The organism is Micromonospora sp. RB23 (genome assembly GCF_053585025.1).
The window spans coordinates 6,282,644-6,301,834 of sequence record NZ_CM132111.1 but is presented as its reverse complement, the minus strand read 5'-3'; the positions used below and the strand labels follow the sequence as shown (position 1 = coordinate 6,301,834).

Below are 19,191 nucleotides of genomic sequence, written 5' to 3'. Positions count from 1 at the left end.
GAGCCGCTATCCTTGCTTCCGCCGCCGCGTTGCGACGCGGTGGGGTGCCCTGGCGGGTTGCCCGAGCGGCCAATGGGAGCGGACTGTAAATCCGTCGCGAAAGCTACAGAGGTTCGAATCCTCTACCCGCCACCAGGTGCAGACACGGCCCCTGACCAGCAGAGATGCTGATCGGGGGCCGTTGTCGTTGATCTAGCCGAGTCCGGCTGAATCCAGCCGTTGACGACTGGGTGTGGGCAGGTCGATCTTGCTGCTAAGGGCTTGCTGAGACGCAGCGCTGGCGTCAGTCCCCAGGCCCGTGCGCGTGGCGCCGGTTGAATGATCGCTACTGTCGTCGCCACCTTCGGGGGACGGGCCGGGGGTCGCTGCTGAGCGTCGGTACATGGTCCGTCACCACGCCGGGATGTCCCCACAGATCCGCAGCCGCCGTTCTGCCGGATCGAGGTCGCGTTGTCCGGGCAGCGCGGCCGCTGTCCGCCCAGGGGGACGTGGGGAGGCTTGGCCGGAGACGTGCTCGACGACCGCTGAGGGTTGGACCCGGCTTGACGGTGGCCGGCGGTTCTCTGCGACCCGCGGCGCCACCGGTAGCTACGGGCCGGTAACCAGTTGTGCCATTCGGACGGCACGACTTGTCCGGTGTAGACGACTTGTGTCCGTGCGCTGAGCGGGTATGGTGGTCGATGTGTTGCCGCCGCCGAGTGGCTGCCAGATCGAGGAGTGGTAGCGGGGAGTAACCGCGGGTAGCGGGCCGGTGGGGCGTAGCGCATCCGGGTGAAATGCGTTGATGGTCGTATCAAGCACAGGGTGAAGGCGCTCGAGTATGCGAAGTGGGCTCTGATCTGGCCCAGTGCGGCACAGGGAGTTGTCCGAAGGGCGGCAAGTGGTCAACGCTCGGCCCGGTCCTGCTCCGACCGCTTTTCTGCGTACGGACCGTGTGGCACGATCGTGGAACCTCCACCATCCCCGTGACACTTCCCCGACAGGAGCAAAAATGTCTGGTCGAACGCTGGGCCGGCTGCTTGGCTCGTTCCTGGTGCTTACTGCTATCGCCGCCGGCGTCTTCGTCAGTGACGGCGTGGACGGCCACATGTACACGGCGGACTTCATCTGGAACATGCCCCCAGCTCAGTGAGTACCACGATCTTCGTGATGTAGGCAGCGGGGCGGGCGAGGGGGCGTTGCATGGCGGGTAGTGGCCGCACGGGCCCCCGCTCCAACGAACGTGCCTGGTTCATCACCGGGCCCATGGCGATCCTGGCTGTCATCTGCTCCACCGTCGTCGGCCTGGTTGCCCCGGAGCCCGTGGGAGACTGGCCCCTCGCGGGTGCCCTGCTGGTCGGCATGGTTGCCGCCGGGCTTCCGGTACGGAACTTCTCGGTCCGGCGTCAAGCCACCGGCGTGACCCTCACCGAGATCCCGCTGGTCCTGGCTTTCTACCTGGTCCAGCCACTCACCGTGGTCTTCATCTACACCCTCGCGGCCGTCATCACGCACCTCAGGCACCGCTTCGGCGCGACGAAATTCTGGTTCAACGTCGCCAGAGCGGCGGTGGGATCGTCACTGGCGGTCCTGGTGTTGCAGGCACTGCCACCCGTGCACGGGGTCGGTCCGGGCACCTGGCTGACGCTCTTCGTGGCGGCCAGCATGGTCAACCTGGTGAGCATCCTCTCCGTTGCCGGGGTCCATACCCTCCTGCAGGGATGGCAGGTGGGCTGGGAGACCATCCGGAGATGCCCGCCGGCGTTGCTCACCGCCGCCATCAACATCGCCAGTGGCCTGGTCGTCCTCATTCTTATCGCGGTGACCTGGTGGTCACTTCTGCTGCTGGCCGCTCTCGTCGGGGCGTTGGCCATCGTGTACCGGGCTTACGCGCAGTTCTTCCGGCAGCACCGCACCCTCGCCGACCTGTACGAGCTGAGTCGAGCGGTGGCCGAGAGCGGCCAGGACGGGACCTTGGCCGACGCGCTACTGGGGGGGTGCGCGCGTTGATGCAGGCGGAGTACGCGACGCTCTGGTTGCCGGCTCAGGGCCGGCATCCGGAGGTGCTGTTGACGGCACGGAACGACGACCCCGGTCTGCTCGACCTCGCCAACACCCCTGCAGTCCTCAGAAGACGGGCCCGGGACGAGGGCCGCGTCGTAGCGGTCGGACGTGGCGTCACCACGGATGCCGAGATGCGGGGAGAGTTGTCCGCGCAGCGCGTCAAGGACGTCATCGTGCTTCCCCTGCGGTCCGGTCACGCGATCATCGGCACCCTCGAGGTGGCGAACCGGCTCGGGGACAGCAACTACTTCGTTCGTAACGACATTCCGCTGTTCGAGACGGTTGCCGCCCACGCGGCGGTGGCTCTGGAGAATTCCCGGCTGGTCGACCGGCTGCGGCACGACGCCTACCACGACGCGTTGACCCGGCTACCCAACCGACGGCGGGTCACCGAGGCTCTGGAGGAGTCGGTCAGGATCCGCGCACCCGGTGAAGTGGTGGCCCTGCTGCTCTTCGACGTCGACGGGTTGCGCCAGGTCAACGAGTCGCTTGGCCACGCTGCTGGCGACAAGGTGCTCGTCGAGGTCGCCAACCGGCTCCGCGCCAGCGCGCCGTCCTCGGCCCTGGTGGGCCGGCCCAGCGGGGACGAATTTCTCGTGACTCTCCGATTGGAAAGCGCCGAGGCGGCACTCGAACTTGCCGAACAGTTGCGCGACCAGATCCGCGACGAGATGGTCTTCGACGCGCTCACGCTCGACGTGAACACCGCCGTCGGGGTGGCCGTACACCCGGATCATGGCAGCGATGCCGCGACCCTGCTGCTGCGGGTCGACCTGGCGGCGAACGCCGCCAAGTCGGTGCCGGGCAGCGTGCAGTTGTTCAACCCGGGCCTGGAGTCCCGGTCGTTGCGCCGGTTGGGTCTCGCCGGTGACCTGCGCCAGGCGTTGGACCAGGGCGAGCTGGAGGTCTACTTCCAGCCCAAGGTGACCTTGCGGGACCGGCGTCTGGTCGGTGTCGAGTGTCTGGCCCGCTGGGAGCATCCGACGCACGGCACGGTCGCCCCCGAGGACTTCGTGGCGGTGGCCGCGCACACCGGCCAGTTGAGCCGGCTCACCGAGGTGGTGCTCCGCGAGGGGCTGCGGCGCAGCCGGGACTGGGCCGAGGCCGACCAGCCGCTGCCCATCGCCGTGAACCTCGCCGCCCGCACGCTCACCGACCAGCACTTCCCGGACCGGGTGCAGGAGCTGCTGACCGAGTACGGGGTGCCGGCGCAGCGCCTCACCCTGGAGATCACCGAGTCGGGTGTCCTGGACGGCACGGACCGGCCCATCCCGACGCTGCGGCGGCTCCGCGACCTCGGCGTCCGGCTGTCGGTGGACGACTTCGGCACCGGTGACTCGTCCCTGGCTCACCTGCGCCGGTTGCCGGTGCACGAGGTGAAGGTGGACCGCTCCTTCGTGCAGGGCATGGCCACGGACCCGGGGGACCTGGCGATCGTCAACGCGGTGGTGACGCTCTCCCAGCAGTTCGGCCTGGCCGTGGTCGCCGAGGGGGTCGAGAGCGAACTGACCCTGGAGCTTCTCCAGGACATCGGGTGCGAGATCGGTCAGGGCTTCCTGTTCAGCCGGCCGCTGCCGTACGAGCGACTGGCCGCCTGGTTCGGCGCTCAGGTGGACCCGGAGACGATCTCCAGCGGAGAGCTTCCCCGCCTGCGTGTGGTGCCCTGACCTGGGCATATGCGGGCACCGGGGATCCGATTTCACCTGCTGACCCCTGCCGTGTATTCTACTTCTGCGCGCCCCACGGGGAGATCGCGCAGGCCCCCTTAGCTCAGTCGGCAGAGCGTCTCCATGGTAAGGAGAAGGTCTACGGTTCGATTCCGTAAGGGGGCTCGAGGGTTCAGCTGGACCCACCGCGGCGGTGTAGCTCAGATGGCAGAGCAAGCGGCTCATAATCGCTGTGTCGCCGGTTCAAGTCCGGCCACCGCTACTCTCGTCTTCCGGGCTGGTTCCCGGTGGTCGTTGAGATGGGCGCCACTGGCGCCCACTTTGCATGTCCGCGCAGTCAGCGTCTAGGCTGACGCGTCGTAGTTGTTTCCGTTAGCGAGGAAGGCACTCCGCCGTGGCGAAGGCTACCGATGTCCGGCCGAAGATCACTTTGGCGTGTGTGGAGTGCAAGGAGCGCAACTACATCACGCGCAAGAACCGCCGGAACGACCCCGACCGCATCGAGCTGAAGAAGTTCTGCCCGCGCGACGGCCGGCACACGGTTCACCGCGAGACCCGCTGACCGCCGGCCGGCATCACGCCGGCCGTCGTCGAAGCCTTCCCAACCGCCGATCTGACCGGTCGGGCGCGGCATTGCCGCAGCCTGCCGGCCAGATCGGCGGTTGTGCTTTCCGTGTAGGTTCGCGGCATGTCCCTGGACCCTTCCTTCGTCGGCCGGACGTATCCGCCGACCGCCCCCTACCAGGTGGGCCGAGAAAAGATCCGTGAGTTCGCCACGGCCATCGGCGCCACCGACGCGGCTCACCACGACCCGGCCGCGGCGCAGGCCCTGGGCCACCCGGACGTGGTCGCCCCGCCGACGTTCCCGGTGATCGTCACCATGGCCGCTACCGCTCAGATCATCGAGGACCCGGACCTGGGCGTCGACTACAGCCGGCTGGTCCACGGCGACCAGCGGTTCGCGTACACGCGGCCGGTGGTCGCGGGCGACGAGCTGGTCTGCACCAACACCATCGAAGAGGTCACCAACCGGGGCGGGCACGGCCTTCTGACCACCCGTACGGACGTGAGCACCGTCGCCGGGGAGCCGGTGGTCGCCGTCTGGGCCCGGTACGTCATCCGTGGAGAGGCCTGAGATGGAACTGCCAACCAAGACGTTCCGGGTGACCCGGGCGGACCTGATCCGCTACGCCGGCGCCTCGGGTGACTTCAACCCGATCCACTGGAGCGACCGGGTCGCCACGAAGGTGGGGCTGCCCGGGGTCATCGCGCACGGCATGTTCACGATGGCGCTGGTCGGCCGTGCGGTCACCGAGTGGGCCGGCGCGCCCGACGCGGTGGTCGAGTACGGCGTCCGGTTCACCCGGCCGGTGGTGGTTCCCGACGACGACCAGGGGACCGAGATCGAGGTGACCGCACGGGTCCGCGAGGTGACCGAGGACGGCCTCACCCGGCTCGACGTGACCGCGACCTGCCTGGGCGACAAGGTGCTGTCGCAGGCGCGCGCGGTCATCCGCACGACACGCTGAACCGAGGCCGCGCCGGCGTGCTGAGGCGGCTTCGCCACGCGTGGCGGGGAGACCGGTTGGGAAAGTCGGGCGCCTACCCGTACACTGGTCCGCCGTGGGGCAAGTGACCCCTGCTCGGTCGTCTGTGACCGCGTGGGGCGAGTGTTGCCGCACAGGGGTGTAGCTCAATTGGCAGAGCAGCGGTCTCCAAAACCGCAGGCTGCAGGTTCAAGTCCTGTCACCCCTGCGCCTCAGGCCTGACCGTTCCCGTGGGTCGCGCCGCCGACAAGGCGGCGTCCGGCCCGTGGTGGTGGCACCGGCGGGGTGGTTCCGAGGCAATCGGGGCTCCCGCGACGGACCACCGGCCGCGGCCCGTCGCGGGACGGTTGGGTCCGGCCGGCGTGACCAGCGCCGCGTACGCCGCCCGGCGTGCGACCCGAGATCCCGCGACGGAGGGCGAAGTGGCCGACAACAAGCGGCGCGGCGAGGACGCCGGCGACGATCGTCTCGACGACGAGATCGTTGACGACGTAGCCGACGACGACGCCACCGGCGCGGACGAGCCGGTCTCCCGGGGCGGCACCGCGACGCGGGCCCGCGCTCGGGCGGAATCGGCGGACAGCCGGCCGACCACGAGGTCGGAAACCGGTCGGGTGGGCGTGTTCGGCCGCATCGCCCGGTTTTTCCGCGAGGTCGTTGCCGAACTGCGTAAGGTCATCTGGCCGACCCGCAAGGAGTTGCTGACGTACACCGCCGTGGTGGTCACGTTCGTCGCGGTGATGCTGACGATCGTGGGCGTGCTGGACTACGGCTTCGCCAAGGCCGTGTTGTTCGTCTTCGGCAACTCGGACTGACCGGCTGTCTCCAGCCGATAGTGACGGAAGTGAGCGAGCGTGCCTGAGTACGACGAGACCGCCGGAGAAGTGGACGAGCAGTCCACGGTCGCGACGGCGGCTGGTGACGAGTCGGTTGAGGCCGCCAGCGAGCCGGAGTTCCCCACCACCGAGCCTGAGCCGGACGAGGACTACGACCCGGTCGCCGAGCTGCGGCAGAAGCTGCGTTACGCGCCGGGCGACTGGTACGTGGTGCACTCGTACGCCGGTTACGAGAACAAGGTGAAGACCAACCTCGAGACCCGGATCACGAGCCTCGACATGGAGGACTTCATCTACCAGGTCGAGGTGCCGACCCGGGAAGAGGTCGAGGTCAAGAACGGTAAGCGTTCGCAGGTCCAGGCCAAGGTCTTCCCCGGTTACATCCTGGTCCGGATGGAGCTGACGGCCGAGTCCTACTCGTGTGTCCGCAACACCCCGGGTGTGACCGGCTTCGTCGGCGCGACCGACCGGGCCGACCGGCCCGCGCCGCTGTCGCTCGACGAGGTGCTGAAGTGGCTGGCGCCGGCTGTCGAGACCGAGCAGAAGAAGGCGAAGCCGGAGATCAAGGTCCTCGACTTCGAGGTCGGTGACTCGGTCACCGTCACCGACGGCGCGTTCGCCTCGCTGCCGGCCACGATCAGTGAGATCAACGCCGACCAGCAGAAGCTCAAGGTGCTGGTGTCGATCTTCGGCCGGGAGACCCCGGTGGAGCTCAACTTCAACCAGGTCGCCAAGATCTGACGGTCGTCGGCGGCGGGCCCTGCCCGCCGCCGACGTCGGCGTACGCCCTCCCGCTCGACCTCGGCGGACGAGCGGGCTGCGGCCTGCGCTACTCTTGAACGTCGCCGCTGTCGCACCGCGCTGACCGTGCGCGCCCCGCCGCGGCGGCGACGGCCGCATTTTCCCAGCTCCAAGCCCCAGGAAGTGACATGCCTCCGAAGAAGAAGCTCGTCAAGACGTTCACGCTTCAGCTGCCGGCGGGCCAGGCCACGCCGGCGCCGCCGGTCGGCCCCGCGCTCGGTCAGCACGGCGTGAACATCATGGAATTCTGCAAGTCCTACAACTCGCAGACCGAGTCCCAGCGGGGCGACATCGTCCCCGCCGAGATCAGCGTGTACGAGGACCGGTCCTTCACCTTCGTGCTGAAGACTCCGCCCGCCGCCCGGCTGCTGCTCAAGGCCGCCGGTGTCCCGAAGGGCTCGGGCGTTCCGCAGGCCACCAAGGTGGGCTCGGTCAGCCGCAGCCAGGTGCGGGAGATCGCCGAGAAGAAGATGGCCGACCTCAACGCCAACGACCTGGACCAGGCCGAGCGGATCATCGCCGGCACTGCCCGGTCGATGGGCATCACCGTCAACGACTGACGTTCGGCTTCCGCCGACGACCCGATCGTGGGAGGGCTCGCGCCGAGCGGCCCGCCAGAGACCACAGGAGTAATCAGCAATGCAGCGCAGCAAGAGCTACCGCAAGGCCGCCGACGTCATCGACCGGTCGAAGCTCTACACCCCCGCCGAGGCCGTGAAGCTGGCCAAGGAGACCACCAACGTCAAGTTCGACGCCACGGTCGAGGTCGCCATGCGCCTCGGCGTCGACCCCCGCAAGGCGGACCAGATGGTCCGCGGTGTGGTCAACCTGCCGCACGGCACCGGTAAGACCGCCCGCGTGATCGTCTTCGCCAGCGGCGCGAAGGCCGAGGAGGCCGCCGCGGCGGGTGCGGACGAGGTGGGCACCGACGAGCTGGTCGCCCGCATCCAGGGTGGTTGGCTCGACTTCGACGCGGCGATCGCCACGCCGGACCAGATGGCCAAGATCGGCCGGATCGCGCGGATCCTGGGCCCGCGCGGTCTCATGCCGAACCCGAAGACCGGCACGGTGACCATGGACGTCACCAAGGCGGTGCAGGACATCAAGGGCGGCAAGATCACCTTCCGGGTGGACAAGCACTCCAACCTGCACCTGATCATCGGCAAGGCCTCCTTCTCGGAGAGCCAGCTGGTGGACAACTACGCCGCGGTGCTCGACGAGGTGCTGCGGGCCAAGCCGTCCGCGGCCAAGGGCAAGTACCTCCGCAAGGTCATCCTCACCACCACGATGGGTCCGGGCGTTCCGGTCGACCCGAACCTGGTGAAGAACCTGACCGAGGACTCGGCCGACGCCTGAGCCGACGCATCGCTCCACCGGGGCGCCGCCACGACCGTGGCGGCGCCCCGGCGCGTTCCGGGTGTGGCAAGCTCGACCGCATGCGGCTGGAGAACGTCTGGTTGCGGTACCACCGGCGAGGTCCGTGGGTGCTGCGGGACGTGGACGCCCGGATCGGTCCGGGGGAGGTGGCGGTCGTCCTGGGCCGCAACGGGGTGGGCAAGTCCACCCTGCTCCAGGTGGCCGCCGGGGTGTTGCGGCCGGCCCGGGGTCGGGTCGTCGACCGGCCGGCCCGGGTGGGTTGGGTGCCGGAACGCTTCCCGGCCGACCAGCCCTTCACCGTGTCCCGCTATCTGACCGGCATGGCCCGCGCGGCCGGGCTGGGGCGCTCGGCCGCCGACGAGGCGGTGACGACCTGGATGCAGCGGCTCGGACTTGACGCGTTCCGCTCGGTGCGGCTCCCGGAGCTGTCCAAGGGCACCGCGCAGAAGGTCGGTCTCGCCCAGGCCATGCTGCGGACGCCGGGTCTGCTGGTGCTCGACGAGCCGTGGGAGGGCCTGGACGCCGCGACCCGCGAACTGGTTCCCGTGCTGATCGACGAGGTGCTGGCCGACGGGGGCACGGTCCTGGTCAGTGACCACCGGGGGGAGACGATCCGGTTGCCGGCCGCGCGCCGCTGGTCGGTGGCCGCCGGCGCGCTGACCGAGGAGACCGCGCCCGCCGACGAGGAGGCGATCGCGGTGGTCGAGGTCGCGGTGCCGGCCGCGCGGGTCGCCGGCGCCGTCGCCCGCCTGCGGGCCGAGGGTCACCAGATTCTTCGGGTACGCACCGACGCCTCCACCGCCCCACCCCAGGCGCACCCGCCCACCCCGTCGGCCTCGACGGCCCCGCCGACCCCGTCGGCCTCGAAGGCGCGGCCGGGAACGGCCGACGCGCTGGTGGAGCCCGGCACGGGGGAGGGCCGGTGAGCGCGCTGGTGCGGATGCGGCTGGCCGGTTTCCTGCGTACCGGACGGGCGTTGGCGCCCCTGCTCGCGGGCCTCGTCGTGCTCGGCACGCTCTACGGCGGCGGCCGGTCCCAGCCGGCGGAGGCGTACGGGGTCTCGGCGGTGGTGCTCTTCCCGGTGCTCGCCTGGCAGACCAGGATCCTGCTGGACATCGAGCCGGACGTGCAGCGTCGGCTGGCCCAGGTGACCGTCGGGGTGGCCCGGGAGCGTCTGGCCGGTCTCCTGGCGGCCGGCGTGGCGGCCCTGGTCGCGGTGGCTGTCGCGCTGCTCTTTCCGTGGCTGGTGGGTGGGGTCACCGGTCCGGTCGAGCCGGGGGACCGGTCGGTGCCGGTCGGCATCGCGCTGGGGCTGTGGGCGCACCTGCTGGCCGTACCCGCGGCGGTTGCTCTTGGCGCGCTGGCCAGCCGGGCGTCGGTGGGCGGCGCCGCGTACGGCGTCGCGGTGCTGGCCCTCGGCGGTGTCGGCGCGGTGGCGCTCGGCCTGCGTGGGTCGGTCGCGCCCTGGCTGGTACCGCCGATCATGGCCACCGCCCGGACGACCGCGGGTGACGCCGCCGCGCTGACCCTGCTCGGGCTCACGGCCTGGGCCCTGGTGTGGAGCGCGGCGGTCACCGTCGGCTACCTCTGGCGGCGGCGGGCCCAGGGCTGAGTGACCCCGCTCACCGGGGACGATTTGGCGCTGGTCGTGCGGGCGCGTACGCTTCAGACGTCATCCGTGTTCTCATGGATGAGGAACCACCCAGAGACCGCTGGTCACCGTGCTCCGGCACGGTCGAAGGTCCCGCGACAACGGGCGACCCGCGTAGGGCGGCAAGCGTAACTCGGCAGTGAGCATGGTCCGCCGACCGTGACTTCCCGCCGGCCCTCGCCCCGTGCGCCCTGCGCCGGGGCTTTTCGTTGTCGTGCTGCCTCCGCCCCCGCTCCGGCTTCGGCCGTGTCGGGGACCAGCCTCGAGTAACGAGAGAGGAGGGACATGGCGGACAAGCCGATCCGAGCCGACAAGGCCACGGCCGTCGCTGAGCTGACCGAGAGCTTCCGTAGCGCGGGCGCCACCGTGCTGACCGAGTACCGCGGTCTGACGGTTTCCCAGCTCACCCAGCTGCGGCGCTCGCTCGGTGCCGAGACCAGCTACACGGTCGCGAAGAACACGCTGGCGAAGCGTGCCGCGACGGACGCGGGCATCACCGGCCTCGACGAGCTGTTCACCGGTCCTACCGCGCTGACTTTCGTTTCGGGCGACGTCGTCGAGGCGGCGAAGGGGCTTCGCGACTTCGCGAAGGCCAACCCGAAGCTCGTCATCAAGGGCGGTGTCTTCGAGGGCAAGGCCATTTCCGCGGCCGAGGTCACGAAGCTCGCCGACCTGGAGTCCCGCGAGGTGCTGCTGGCCAAGCTGGCCGGCGCGATGAAGGGCAACCTGAGCAAGGCCGCGGCCCTGTTCCAGGCCCCGCTGTCGAAGACCGCCCGTCTGGCGGCTGCCCTGCAGGAGAAGCGCGAGAAGGAGGGCGCCGAGGCGGCCTGAGGCCCCCACGGCGCACCAGTTCTTACTTAACAGAAACAGGAAAGGACGCCAGACATGGCGAAGCTCAGCACCGACGAGCTGCTCGACGCGTTCAAGGAGATGACGCTGATCGAGCTCTCCGAGTTCGTGAAGCAGTTCGAGGACACCTTCGAGGTCACCGCTGCGGCTCCGGTCGCGATCGCCCAGGGTGGCGGCGGCGGTGCCACCGCGGCTCCGGTCGAGGAGGAGAAGGACGAGTTCGACGTCATCCTCGAGGCTGATGGCGGCAAGAAGATCCAGGTCATCAAGGTCGTGCGTGAGCTGACCGGCCTGGGCCTCAAGGAGGCCAAGGACGCGGTTGAGTCCGCGCCGAAGGCCATCCTGGAGAAGGTCAACAAGGAGACCGCCGAGAAGGCGAAGGCCAAGCTCGAGGGTGAGGGCGCCAAGGTCACCCTCAAGTGACCTGAGCTCCACCTGCGCGTACCCGGCTCGGTGAGCTGGGACACGGTCGCGTCGCGGCGGGCGGTGATCCGACACGGATCACCGCCCGCCGTGTTTCGCGGAACGGGTGACAACCGTCCTGAGCTGGGCAGTGATGGCTTGGTGACGGACCACCCACACGGGCGACCGGATTGCCCTCAGGTGGGAAAGAACCGACGACCCGGATACCGGCCCTTGACGCGGCCCCGGCCTGCCAGGCACCCTGACTGCAGCAAGACACCGCGCTTGCGACGGCCACGATGTGGGTAATGACGGCGACGGCACCATCGGTCGCGGTCACCCGAGCGGCCCAGTGGGGAGTTGCGTTCTGAGCGGCCCGGCAGACCCCGGTGAACGGGGGCCGAGGCGCGTTCCGCAGACGACCTGCGGGGTGGGCTGGACAGCGGTTAGCCTCTCGGCTACACTGCTAGTTTGCGCTGCCTTCCGACTTGACCCCTGCTCGGAAATGTCCGTTTACGGATAATTCTGGTGGGGTCATTGGAGTGCACGCGTACCAGCCGTTCTGCAGCACCGGTCCTCGGAAGGACGCATCTTGGCAGCTTCCCGCCCTGCGAAGACCAGTCGTACGTCGAGCGCATTCGCTCCCCGCCGAGTTTCATTCGGCAGGATCACCGAACACCTCGAGGTCCCCAACCTCCTTGCCATTCAGAACGAGTCCTTCGACTGGCTCGTCGGCAACGAGGCTTGGCAGGGCCGGTCGGCGGACGACCCGCACGCACGCTCGGGTCTCGCGGAGATCCTTGAAGAGATCAGTCCCATTGAGGACTTCTCCGGCACCATGTCGCTCTCCTTCTCGGCGCCGCGCTTCGACGAGGTCAAGGCCTCGATCGAGGAGTGCAAGGAGAAGGACCTGACCTACTGCGCTCCGCTCTTCGTGACCGCGGAGTTCACCAACAACACCACTGGCGAGATCAAGAGCCAGACGGTGTTCATGGGTGACTTCCCGATGATGACGCCCAAGGGCACCTTCGTCATCAACGGCACCGAGCGCGTCGTGGTCAGCCAGCTCGTCCGGTCCCCGGGCGTCTACTTCGACAAGCAGCCGGACAAGACCTCCGACCGCGACCTCTCCAGCGTCAAGGTCATCCCGAGTCGGGGTGCCTGGCTGGAGTTCGACATCGACAAGCGCGACACGGTCGGCGTACGCATCGACCGCAAGCGCCGGCAGGCCGTCACGGTCCTGCTCAAGGCCATCGGATGGTCGGCCGAGCGGATCCGTGAGAAGTTCGGCTGGTCCGAGCTGATGATGACCACGCTCGAGAAGGACCACATCGCCGGCCAGGATGAGGCCCTGCTAGACATCTACCGCAAGCTGCGCCCTGGCGAGCCGCCGACGCGCGAGAACGCCCAGACCCTGCTCGACAACCTCTTCTTCAACCCGAAGAGGTACGACGTCGCCAAGGTCGGGCGCTACAAGTTCAACAAGAAGCTCGAAGTCGACGTGCCGATCACCACCGGCACGCTGACCGAGGACGACATCGTCGCCACCGTGGAGTACCTGTGCCGGCTGCACGCCGGTGAGGACGGCTACGAGGCCGACGACATCGACCACTTCGGCAACCGGCGCCTGCGCACCGTGGGTGAGCTGATCCAGAACCAGGTTCGGGTCGGCCTCTCCCGCATGGAGCGGGTCGTCCGCGAGCGGATGACCACGCAGGACGTCGAGGCGATCACGCCGCAGACCCTGATCAACATCCGCCCGGTCGTGGCGGCGATCAAGGAGTTCTTCGGTACGTCGCAGCTGTCCCAGTTCATGGACCAGACCAACCCGCTGGCGGGCCTGACCCACCGGCGCCGGCTGAGCGCGCTCGGCCCGGGTGGTCTGTCCCGGGAGCGGGCCGGCTTCGAGGTCCGCGACGTGCACCCGTCGCACTACGGCCGGATGTGCCCGATCGAGACGCCGGAAGGCCCGAACATCGGCCTGATCGGCGCGCTGTCCACCTTTGCCCGGGTCAACCCGTTCGGCTTCATCGAGACGCCGTACCGGAAGGTCGTCGACGGTCGGGTCACCGACCAGATTGACTACCTGACCGCGGACGAGGAGGACCGGTTCGTCAAGGCCCAGGCCAACGCGCGCCTGAAGGCTGACGGGACGTTCGCCGAGGACCGGGTGCTCTGCCGTCGTAAGGGCGGCGAGACCGAGGACGTGGTCCCCGCCGCCGTCGACTACATGGACGTCTCGCCGCGGCAGATGACCTCGGTCGCGACCGCCATGATCCCGTTCCTCGAGCACGACGACGCCAACCGGGCACTGATGGGCGCGAACATGCAGCGCCAGGCGGTGCCGCTGGTCAAGGCCGAGGCGCCGCTCGTGGGTACGGGCATGGAGTACCGGGCCGCTGTCGACGCTGGCGACGTGGTGGTCGCCGAGGTTGGCGGTGTGATCGAGGATCTCTGCGCCGACTACGTCACCATCCACCAGGACGACGGTCACCGCCGGACGTACCTGCTGCACAAGTTCCGCCGCTCCAACGCCGGCTCCTGCGTCAACCAGAAGCCGGTGGTCTTCGAGGGCGACCGCGTCGAGGCCGGTCAGGTCATCGCCGACGGTCCCTGCACCGACGAGGGCGAGATGGCGCTCGGACGCAACCTGCTGGTGGCGTTCATGTGCTGGGAGGGCCACAACTACGAGGACGCGATCATCCTGTCGCAGCGCCTCGTGCAGCAGGACGTGCTCACCTCGATCCACATCGAGGAGCACGAGGTCGACGCCCGGGACACCAAGCTCGGTCCGGAGGAGATCACCCGCGACATCCCGAACGTCAGCGAGGAAATGCTCGCCGACCTCGACGAGCGCGGCATCATCCGGATCGGCGCCGAGGTCGTCCCCGGCGACATCCTGGTCGGCAAGGTCACGCCCAAGGGTGAGACCGAGCTGACCCCGGAGGAGCGGCTGCTCCGCGCGATCTTCGGTGAGAAGGCGCGTGAGGTTCGGGACACCTCGCTGAAGGTGCCGCACGGCGAGACCGGCACGGTCATCGGTGTGCGTACGTTCTCCCGCGAGGACGGCGACGAGTTGCCGCCGGGTGTCAACGAGCTGGTCCGGGTCTACGTCGCCCAGAAGCGCAAGATCCAGGACGGCGACAAGCTCGCCGGCCGGCACGGCAACAAGGGCGTCATCTCCAAGATCCTGCCGGTCGAGGACATGCCGTTCCTCGAGGACGGCACCCCGGTCGACATCGTGCTCAACCCGCTCGGTGTGCCGAGCCGGATGAACATCGGCCAGGTGCTGGAGACCCACCTCGGTTGGGTCGCCAAGACCGGTTGGAAGGTCGAGGGCGACGACGCCGAGTGGAAGCGCCAGCTCCGCTCGATCGACGCGCACGAGTCCGAGGGTGACACCAACGTGGCCACCCCGGTCTTCGACGGTGCCCGCGAGGAGGAGATCTCCGGTCTGCTCGAGTCGACCCTGCCCAACCGGGACGGCAAGCAGCTGATCGGGCGTACCGGCAAGGCGCAGCTGTTCGACGGTCGTTCCGGTGAGCCGCTGCCGGACCCGATCGCGGTCGGCTACGTCTACATCCTGAAGCTCAACCACCTGGTCGACGACAAGATCCACGCTCGGTCGACCGGTCCGTACTCGATGATCACGCAGCAGCCGCTGGGTGGTAAGGCGCAGTTCGGTGGTCAGCGCTTCGGTGAGATGGAGTGCTGGGCGATGCAGGCGTACGGCGCCGCGTACGCCCTGCAGGAGCTGCTCACGATCAAGTCCGACGACGTGCTCGGCCGGGTGAAGGTCTACGAGGCCATCGTCAAGGGCGAGAACATCCCGGAGCCGGGCATCCCGGAGTCGTTCAAGGTGCTGCTCAAGGAGCTGCAGTCGCTGTGCCTCAATGTTGAGGTGCTGTCCAGCGACGGTGTGGCCCTGGAGATGCGCGAGACCGACGACGAGGTGTTCCGGGCCGCGGAGGAGCTGGGCATCGACCTGTCCCGGCGCGAGCCGAGCTCGGTCGAAGAGGTGTAAGTGGTGCGGGTCGGGGGCCTCCGGGCCCCCGACCCCCGCCCGTGATCTAGCTGTAAAGACGACGACATAGGGGACATAGTGCTCGACGTCAACTTCTTCGACGAGCTGCGCATTGGTCTCGCCACCGCCGACGACATCCGTCAGTGGTCGCACGGCGAGGTCAAGAAGCCTGAGACCATCAACTACCGCACCCTGAAGCCGGAGAAGGACGGGCTCTTCTGCGAGAAGATCTTCGGTCCGCAGCGGGACTGGGAGTGCTACTGCGGTAAGTACAAGCGCGTCCGGTTCAAGGGCATCATCTGCGAGCGCTGCGGCGTCGAGGTGACCCGCTCCAAGGTCCGTCGTGAGCGGATGGGGCACATCGAGCTCGCCGCTCCGGTGACCCACATCTGGTACTTCAAGGGCGTTCCGAGCCGGCTGGGCTACCTGCTGGACCTCGCCCCCAAGGACCTCGAGAAGATCATCTACTTCGCCTCGTACGTCGTGACGAGCGTGGACGCCGAGTCGCGTCACCGTGACCTCTCGACGATCGAGAACGAGATCCTGGCCGAGAAGCGGCAGTCCGAGAACAGCCGCGACTCGGAGATCGAGAAGCGGGCCGCCAAGCTCGAGGCCGACCTGGCCGAGCTGGAGGCCGAGGGTGCCAAGGCGGACGTCCGGCGCAAGGTCAAGGAGGGCGGAGAGCGCGAGATGCGCCAGATCCGCGACCGGGCCCAGCGCGAGATCGACCGCCTGGACGAGGTGCTGGACACCTTCCGCAAGCTGGAGCCGAAGCAGCTGGTCACCGACGAGCTGCTCTACCGCGAGCTGCGCGACCGGTTCGGTGAGTACTTCACCGGCTCGATGGGCGCGGAGGCCATCAAGGCGCTGGTCCAGAACATGGACCTCGACGCCGAGGCCGAGAGCCTGCGCGAGACCATCCGGTCCGGCAAGGGTCAGCGGAAGATCCGGGCGCTCAAGCGGCTCAAGGTCGTCGCGGCGTTCCTGAACACCCGCAACTCGCCGCTCGGCATGGTGCTGGACTGCGTCCCGGTCATCCCGCCGGACCTGCGCCCGATGGTGCAGCTCGACGGTGGCCGGTTCGCGACCTCGGACCTGAACGACCTGTACCGCCGCGTGATCAACCGGAACAACCGCCTCAAGCGACTGATCGACCTCGGCGCGCCCGAGATCATCGTCAACAACGAGAAGCGGATGCTCCAGGAGGCCGTCGACGCGCTGTTCGACAACGGCCGTCGTGGCCGGCCGGTCACCGGTCCGGGTAACCGCCCGCTCAAGTCGCTGTCCGACATGCTCAAGGGCAAGCAGGGCCGGTTCCGCCAGAACCTGCTGGGCAAGCGCGTCGACTACTCCGGCCGTTCGGTCATCGTGGTCGGCCCGAAGCTCAAGCTGCACCAGTGCGGTCTGCCCAAGCAGATGGCCCTGGAGCTGTTCAAGCCGTTCGTCATGAAGCGGCTGGTCGACCTCAACCACGCGCAGAACATCAAGTCCGCCAAGCGGATGGTCGAGCGTCAGCGCCCGGTCGTGTGGGACGTGCTGGAAGAGGTCATCGGCGAGCACCCGGTGCTGCTCAACCGGGCGCCGACCCTGCACCGTCTGGGCATCCAGGCGTTCGAGCCGCAGCTGGTCGAGGGCAAGGCCATCCAGATCCACCCGCTGGTCTGCACCGCGTTCAACGCGGACTTCGACGGCGACCAGATGGCGGTGCACGTGCCGCTGTCCGCCGAGGCCCAGGCCGAGGCGCGGATCCTGATGCTGTCGTCGAACAACATCCTCAAGCCGGCCGACGGCAAGCCGGTCACCATGCCTACCCAGGACATGGTCATCGGCCTCTACCACCTCACCCACCTCACCGCCGGTGAGAAGGGCGAGGGCCGGGCGTTCAGCTCGGACGCCGAGGCGCGGATGGCGTTCGACAACGGCGAGCTGCACCTCCAGGCGCCGGTGAAGATCCGTCTGCGCGGCGTGATCGGTGTCGACAACGGCGCCGGCGCCGAGCCGTGGACCGCCCCGGAGGGCTGGGTCGAGGGTGAGCCGCTGACCGTGGAGACCACCCTCGGTCGGGTGCTGTTCAACGAGACGCTGCCGCAGGGCTACCGCTTCGTGAACTACGAGATCCGCAAGGGTCAGCTCTCCGCGATCGTCAACGACCTCGCCGAGCGCTTCCCCAAGGTGGCTCTCGCGGCCACCCTGGACGGGCTCAAGGAGGCCGGCTTCCACTGGGCCACCTGGTCCGGCGTGACGATCGGCATGGAGGACGTCATCGCTCCGCCGCGCAAGGCGGAGATCCTGGCGAAGTACGAGAAGGAAGCCGACCGGATCGACAAGCAGTACCAGCGTGGTCTGATGACCGCCGAGGAGCGTCGCGGCGAACTCATCGAGATCTGGACCAAGGCGACCAACGAGGTCGCCAAGGAGATGGACACCGCGCTGCCGCAGGAAAACCCACTGTGGAAGATGATCAACTCGGGTGCTCGCGGTAACCTGCTCCAGCTCCGGCAGATCGCGGCGATCCGTGGTCTGGTGGCCAACCCGAAGGGTGAGATCATCCCGCGGCCGATCAAGGCCAGCTACCGGGAGGGTCTGTCCGTGCTGGAGTACTTCATCTCCACGCACGGTGCCCGTAAGGGTCTCGCCGACACCGCGCTGCGGACCGCCGACTCGGGTTACCTGACCCGTCGTCTGGTGGACGTCTCCCAGGACGTCATCATCCGCGAGGAGGACTGCGGCACCGACCGGGCGATCCCGATGCAGATCGGCGAGCGTCTGGACGGCAAGCTCGTCGTCCACACCCACGCGGAGACCAGCGTGCACGCCCGTACGCTGGCCGACGACATCAAGGGGCCGGACGGCACCGTGGTGGCCGAGCGCGGCCAGGACATCAACTCGATCGGGGTCGACAAGATTGTCGCCGCCGGCGTGGAGACGGTCCGGGTGCGCAGCGTGCTCACCTGCGAGTCGAAGCTGGGCGTCTGCGCGGCCTGCTACGGCCGTTCGCTGCCGACCGGCAAGTCGGTCGACATCGGTGAGGCCGTCGGCATCATCGCCGCCCAGTCCATCGGTGAGCCGGGTACGCAGCTGACGATGCGTACCTTCCACACCGGTGGTGTCGCGGGTGAGGACATCACCCAGGGTCTGCCGCGTGTGCAGGAAATCTTCGAGGCCCGGGTCCCGAAGGGTAAGGCGCCCATCGCCGACACCCCCGGTCGGATCCGCATCGAGGACGGCGAGCGCTCGCGGAAGATCATCGTGGTGCCGGACGACGGCAGCGACGAGATCGTCTACGACAAGATCTCGAAGCGGGTCAAGCTCCGGACCCACGACGGCGGTCACGTCGCGGTCGGCGAGAAGCTGACCGAGGGCACCATCGACCCGCACGAGCTTCTGCGGATCATGGGTCCGCGGGCGGTCCAGGTCCACCTGACCAGTGAGGTCCAGGAGGTCTACCGCTCGCAGGGTGTGCTCATCCACGACAAGCACATCGAGATCATCATCCGCCAGATGCTCAAGCGGGTGACGGTCATCGACTCCGGCTCGACCGAGTTCCTGCCGGGTGTGCTCGTCGACCGGGCGCTGTTCGAGTCGGAGAACCGCCGGCTCGTGTCGGAGGGTGGCGAGCCCGCCGCCGGCCGCCCGGTGCTGATGGGTATCACCAAGGCCTCGCTGGCCACCGACTCCTGGCTCTCCGCGGCCTCCTTCCAGGAGACCACGCGGGTGCTGACCGACGCTGCGATCAACTCGCGCAGCGACTCGCTGGTCGGCCTCAAGGAGAACGTGATCATCGGTAAGCTCATCCCGGCCGGTACGGGCATCAGCAAGTACCGCAACGTCCGGGTCGAGCCGACCGAGGAGGCCAAGGCCAAGGTCTACTCGATGACCGGTTACCCGGAGACCGACTACGGTTTCGGGCCGGCCAGCGGGCAGGCTGTGCCGCTGGACGACTTCGACTTCGGGTCGTACCGCTAAGCACCAGACAACGACGAGGCCCCCGGCA

Annotated in this window: 14 protein-coding genes, 4 tRNA genes and 1 pseudogene; all 19 read left to right on the top strand. The window is 68.5% G+C overall.

What is annotated here, in order from left to right; translation table 11 throughout:
• Positions 1-51: 51 nt before the first annotated feature.
• The 19 genes and pseudogenes from ACTFTM_RS28760 to ACTFTM_RS28670 all read left to right on the top strand — a co-directional run bounded on the left by ACTFTM_RS28760 (position 52) and on the right by ACTFTM_RS28670 (position 19,163).
• A tRNA-Tyr gene (locus ACTFTM_RS28760) sits at positions 52-135 on the top strand.
• Positions 136-991: 856 nt separating this feature from the next.
• Positions 992-1,132 (top strand): hypothetical protein, encoded by a 141-nt coding sequence (locus ACTFTM_RS28755; protein ID WP_449563459.1) that lies wholly within the window; start codon positions 992-994, stop codon positions 1,130-1,132.
• A 50-nt stretch (positions 1,133-1,182) separates the two neighbouring features.
• Positions 1,183-3,710, top strand: a pseudogene (locus ACTFTM_RS28750) (EAL domain-containing protein).
• 92 nt (positions 3,711-3,802) lie between these two features.
• Positions 3,803-3,875, top strand: a tRNA-Thr gene (locus ACTFTM_RS28745).
• Between the two features lie 24 nt (positions 3,876-3,899).
• Positions 3,900-3,972, top strand: a tRNA-Met gene (locus ACTFTM_RS28740).
• 132 nt (positions 3,973-4,104) lie between these two features.
• Positions 4,105-4,272: a 50S ribosomal protein L33 gene (rpmG, locus tag ACTFTM_RS28735; protein WP_007073056.1), complete on the top strand. Its 168-nt coding sequence runs from the start codon at positions 4,105-4,107 to the stop codon at positions 4,270-4,272.
• Positions 4,273-4,398: 126 nt separating this feature from the next.
• Positions 4,399-4,845 carry an FAS1-like dehydratase domain-containing protein gene (locus ACTFTM_RS28730; protein WP_449563458.1) on the top strand — a complete coding sequence of 149 codons (447 nt, stop codon included), beginning with the start codon at positions 4,399-4,401 and terminating at the stop codon, positions 4,843-4,845.
• Between the two features lies 1 nt (position 4,846).
• Positions 4,847-5,239, top strand: coding sequence for a MaoC family dehydratase (locus ACTFTM_RS28725; protein ID WP_422736975.1), 393 nt, complete (start codon positions 4,847-4,849; stop codon positions 5,237-5,239).
• Positions 5,240-5,392: 153 nt separating this feature from the next.
• Positions 5,393-5,465: transfer RNA gene (locus ACTFTM_RS28720), tRNA-Trp, on the top strand.
• A 214-nt stretch (positions 5,466-5,679) separates the two neighbouring features.
• Positions 5,680-6,072 (top strand): preprotein translocase subunit SecE, encoded by a 393-nt coding sequence (secE, locus tag ACTFTM_RS28715; RefSeq protein WP_357134040.1) that lies wholly within the window; start codon positions 5,680-5,682, stop codon positions 6,070-6,072.
• Positions 6,073-6,111: 39 nt separating this feature from the next.
• Positions 6,112-6,834: a transcription termination/antitermination protein NusG gene (nusG, locus tag ACTFTM_RS28710; RefSeq protein ID WP_449563457.1), complete on the top strand. Its 723-nt coding sequence runs from the start codon at positions 6,112-6,114 to the stop codon at positions 6,832-6,834.
• A gap of 188 nt (positions 6,835-7,022) precedes the next feature.
• A complete protein-coding gene (gene rplK / locus ACTFTM_RS28705; RefSeq protein WP_449563456.1) occupies positions 7,023-7,454 on the top strand; it encodes a 50S ribosomal protein L11 in 432 nt (143 codons plus the stop codon).
• A 79-nt stretch (positions 7,455-7,533) separates the two neighbouring features.
• Positions 7,534-8,250, top strand: a complete 717-nt coding sequence (rplA, locus tag ACTFTM_RS28700; protein ID WP_355053306.1) for a 50S ribosomal protein L1 — start codon at positions 7,534-7,536, stop codon at positions 8,248-8,250.
• A gap of 80 nt (positions 8,251-8,330) precedes the next feature.
• Positions 8,331-9,197, top strand: a complete 867-nt coding sequence (locus ACTFTM_RS28695; RefSeq protein ID WP_449563455.1) for an ABC transporter ATP-binding protein — start codon at positions 8,331-8,333, stop codon at positions 9,195-9,197.
• Entirely contained in the window at positions 9,194-9,883 is a 690-nt protein-coding gene (locus ACTFTM_RS28690) for a hypothetical protein (protein ID WP_449563454.1), read from the top strand. Before ACTFTM_RS28695 ends, ACTFTM_RS28690 begins: the two co-directional genes overlap by 4 nt.
• Before the next feature lie 324 nt (positions 9,884-10,207).
• Entirely contained in the window at positions 10,208-10,753 is a 546-nt protein-coding gene (gene rplJ / locus ACTFTM_RS28685; protein ID WP_449563453.1) for a 50S ribosomal protein L10, read from the top strand.
• Between the two features lie 54 nt (positions 10,754-10,807).
• Positions 10,808-11,194, top strand: a complete 387-nt coding sequence (gene rplL, locus ACTFTM_RS28680) for a 50S ribosomal protein L7/L12 (RefSeq protein WP_355242181.1) — start codon at positions 10,808-10,810, stop codon at positions 11,192-11,194.
• A 571-nt stretch (positions 11,195-11,765) separates the two neighbouring features.
• Positions 11,766-15,197 (top strand): DNA-directed RNA polymerase subunit beta, encoded by a 3,432-nt coding sequence (gene rpoB, locus ACTFTM_RS28675; protein ID WP_449563452.1) that lies wholly within the window; start codon positions 11,766-11,768, stop codon positions 15,195-15,197.
• Between the two features lie 78 nt (positions 15,198-15,275).
• A complete protein-coding gene (locus tag ACTFTM_RS28670) occupies positions 15,276-19,163 on the top strand; it encodes a DNA-directed RNA polymerase subunit beta' (protein WP_449563451.1) in 3,888 nt (1,295 codons plus the stop codon).
• Positions 19,164-19,191 lie beyond the last annotated feature (28 nt).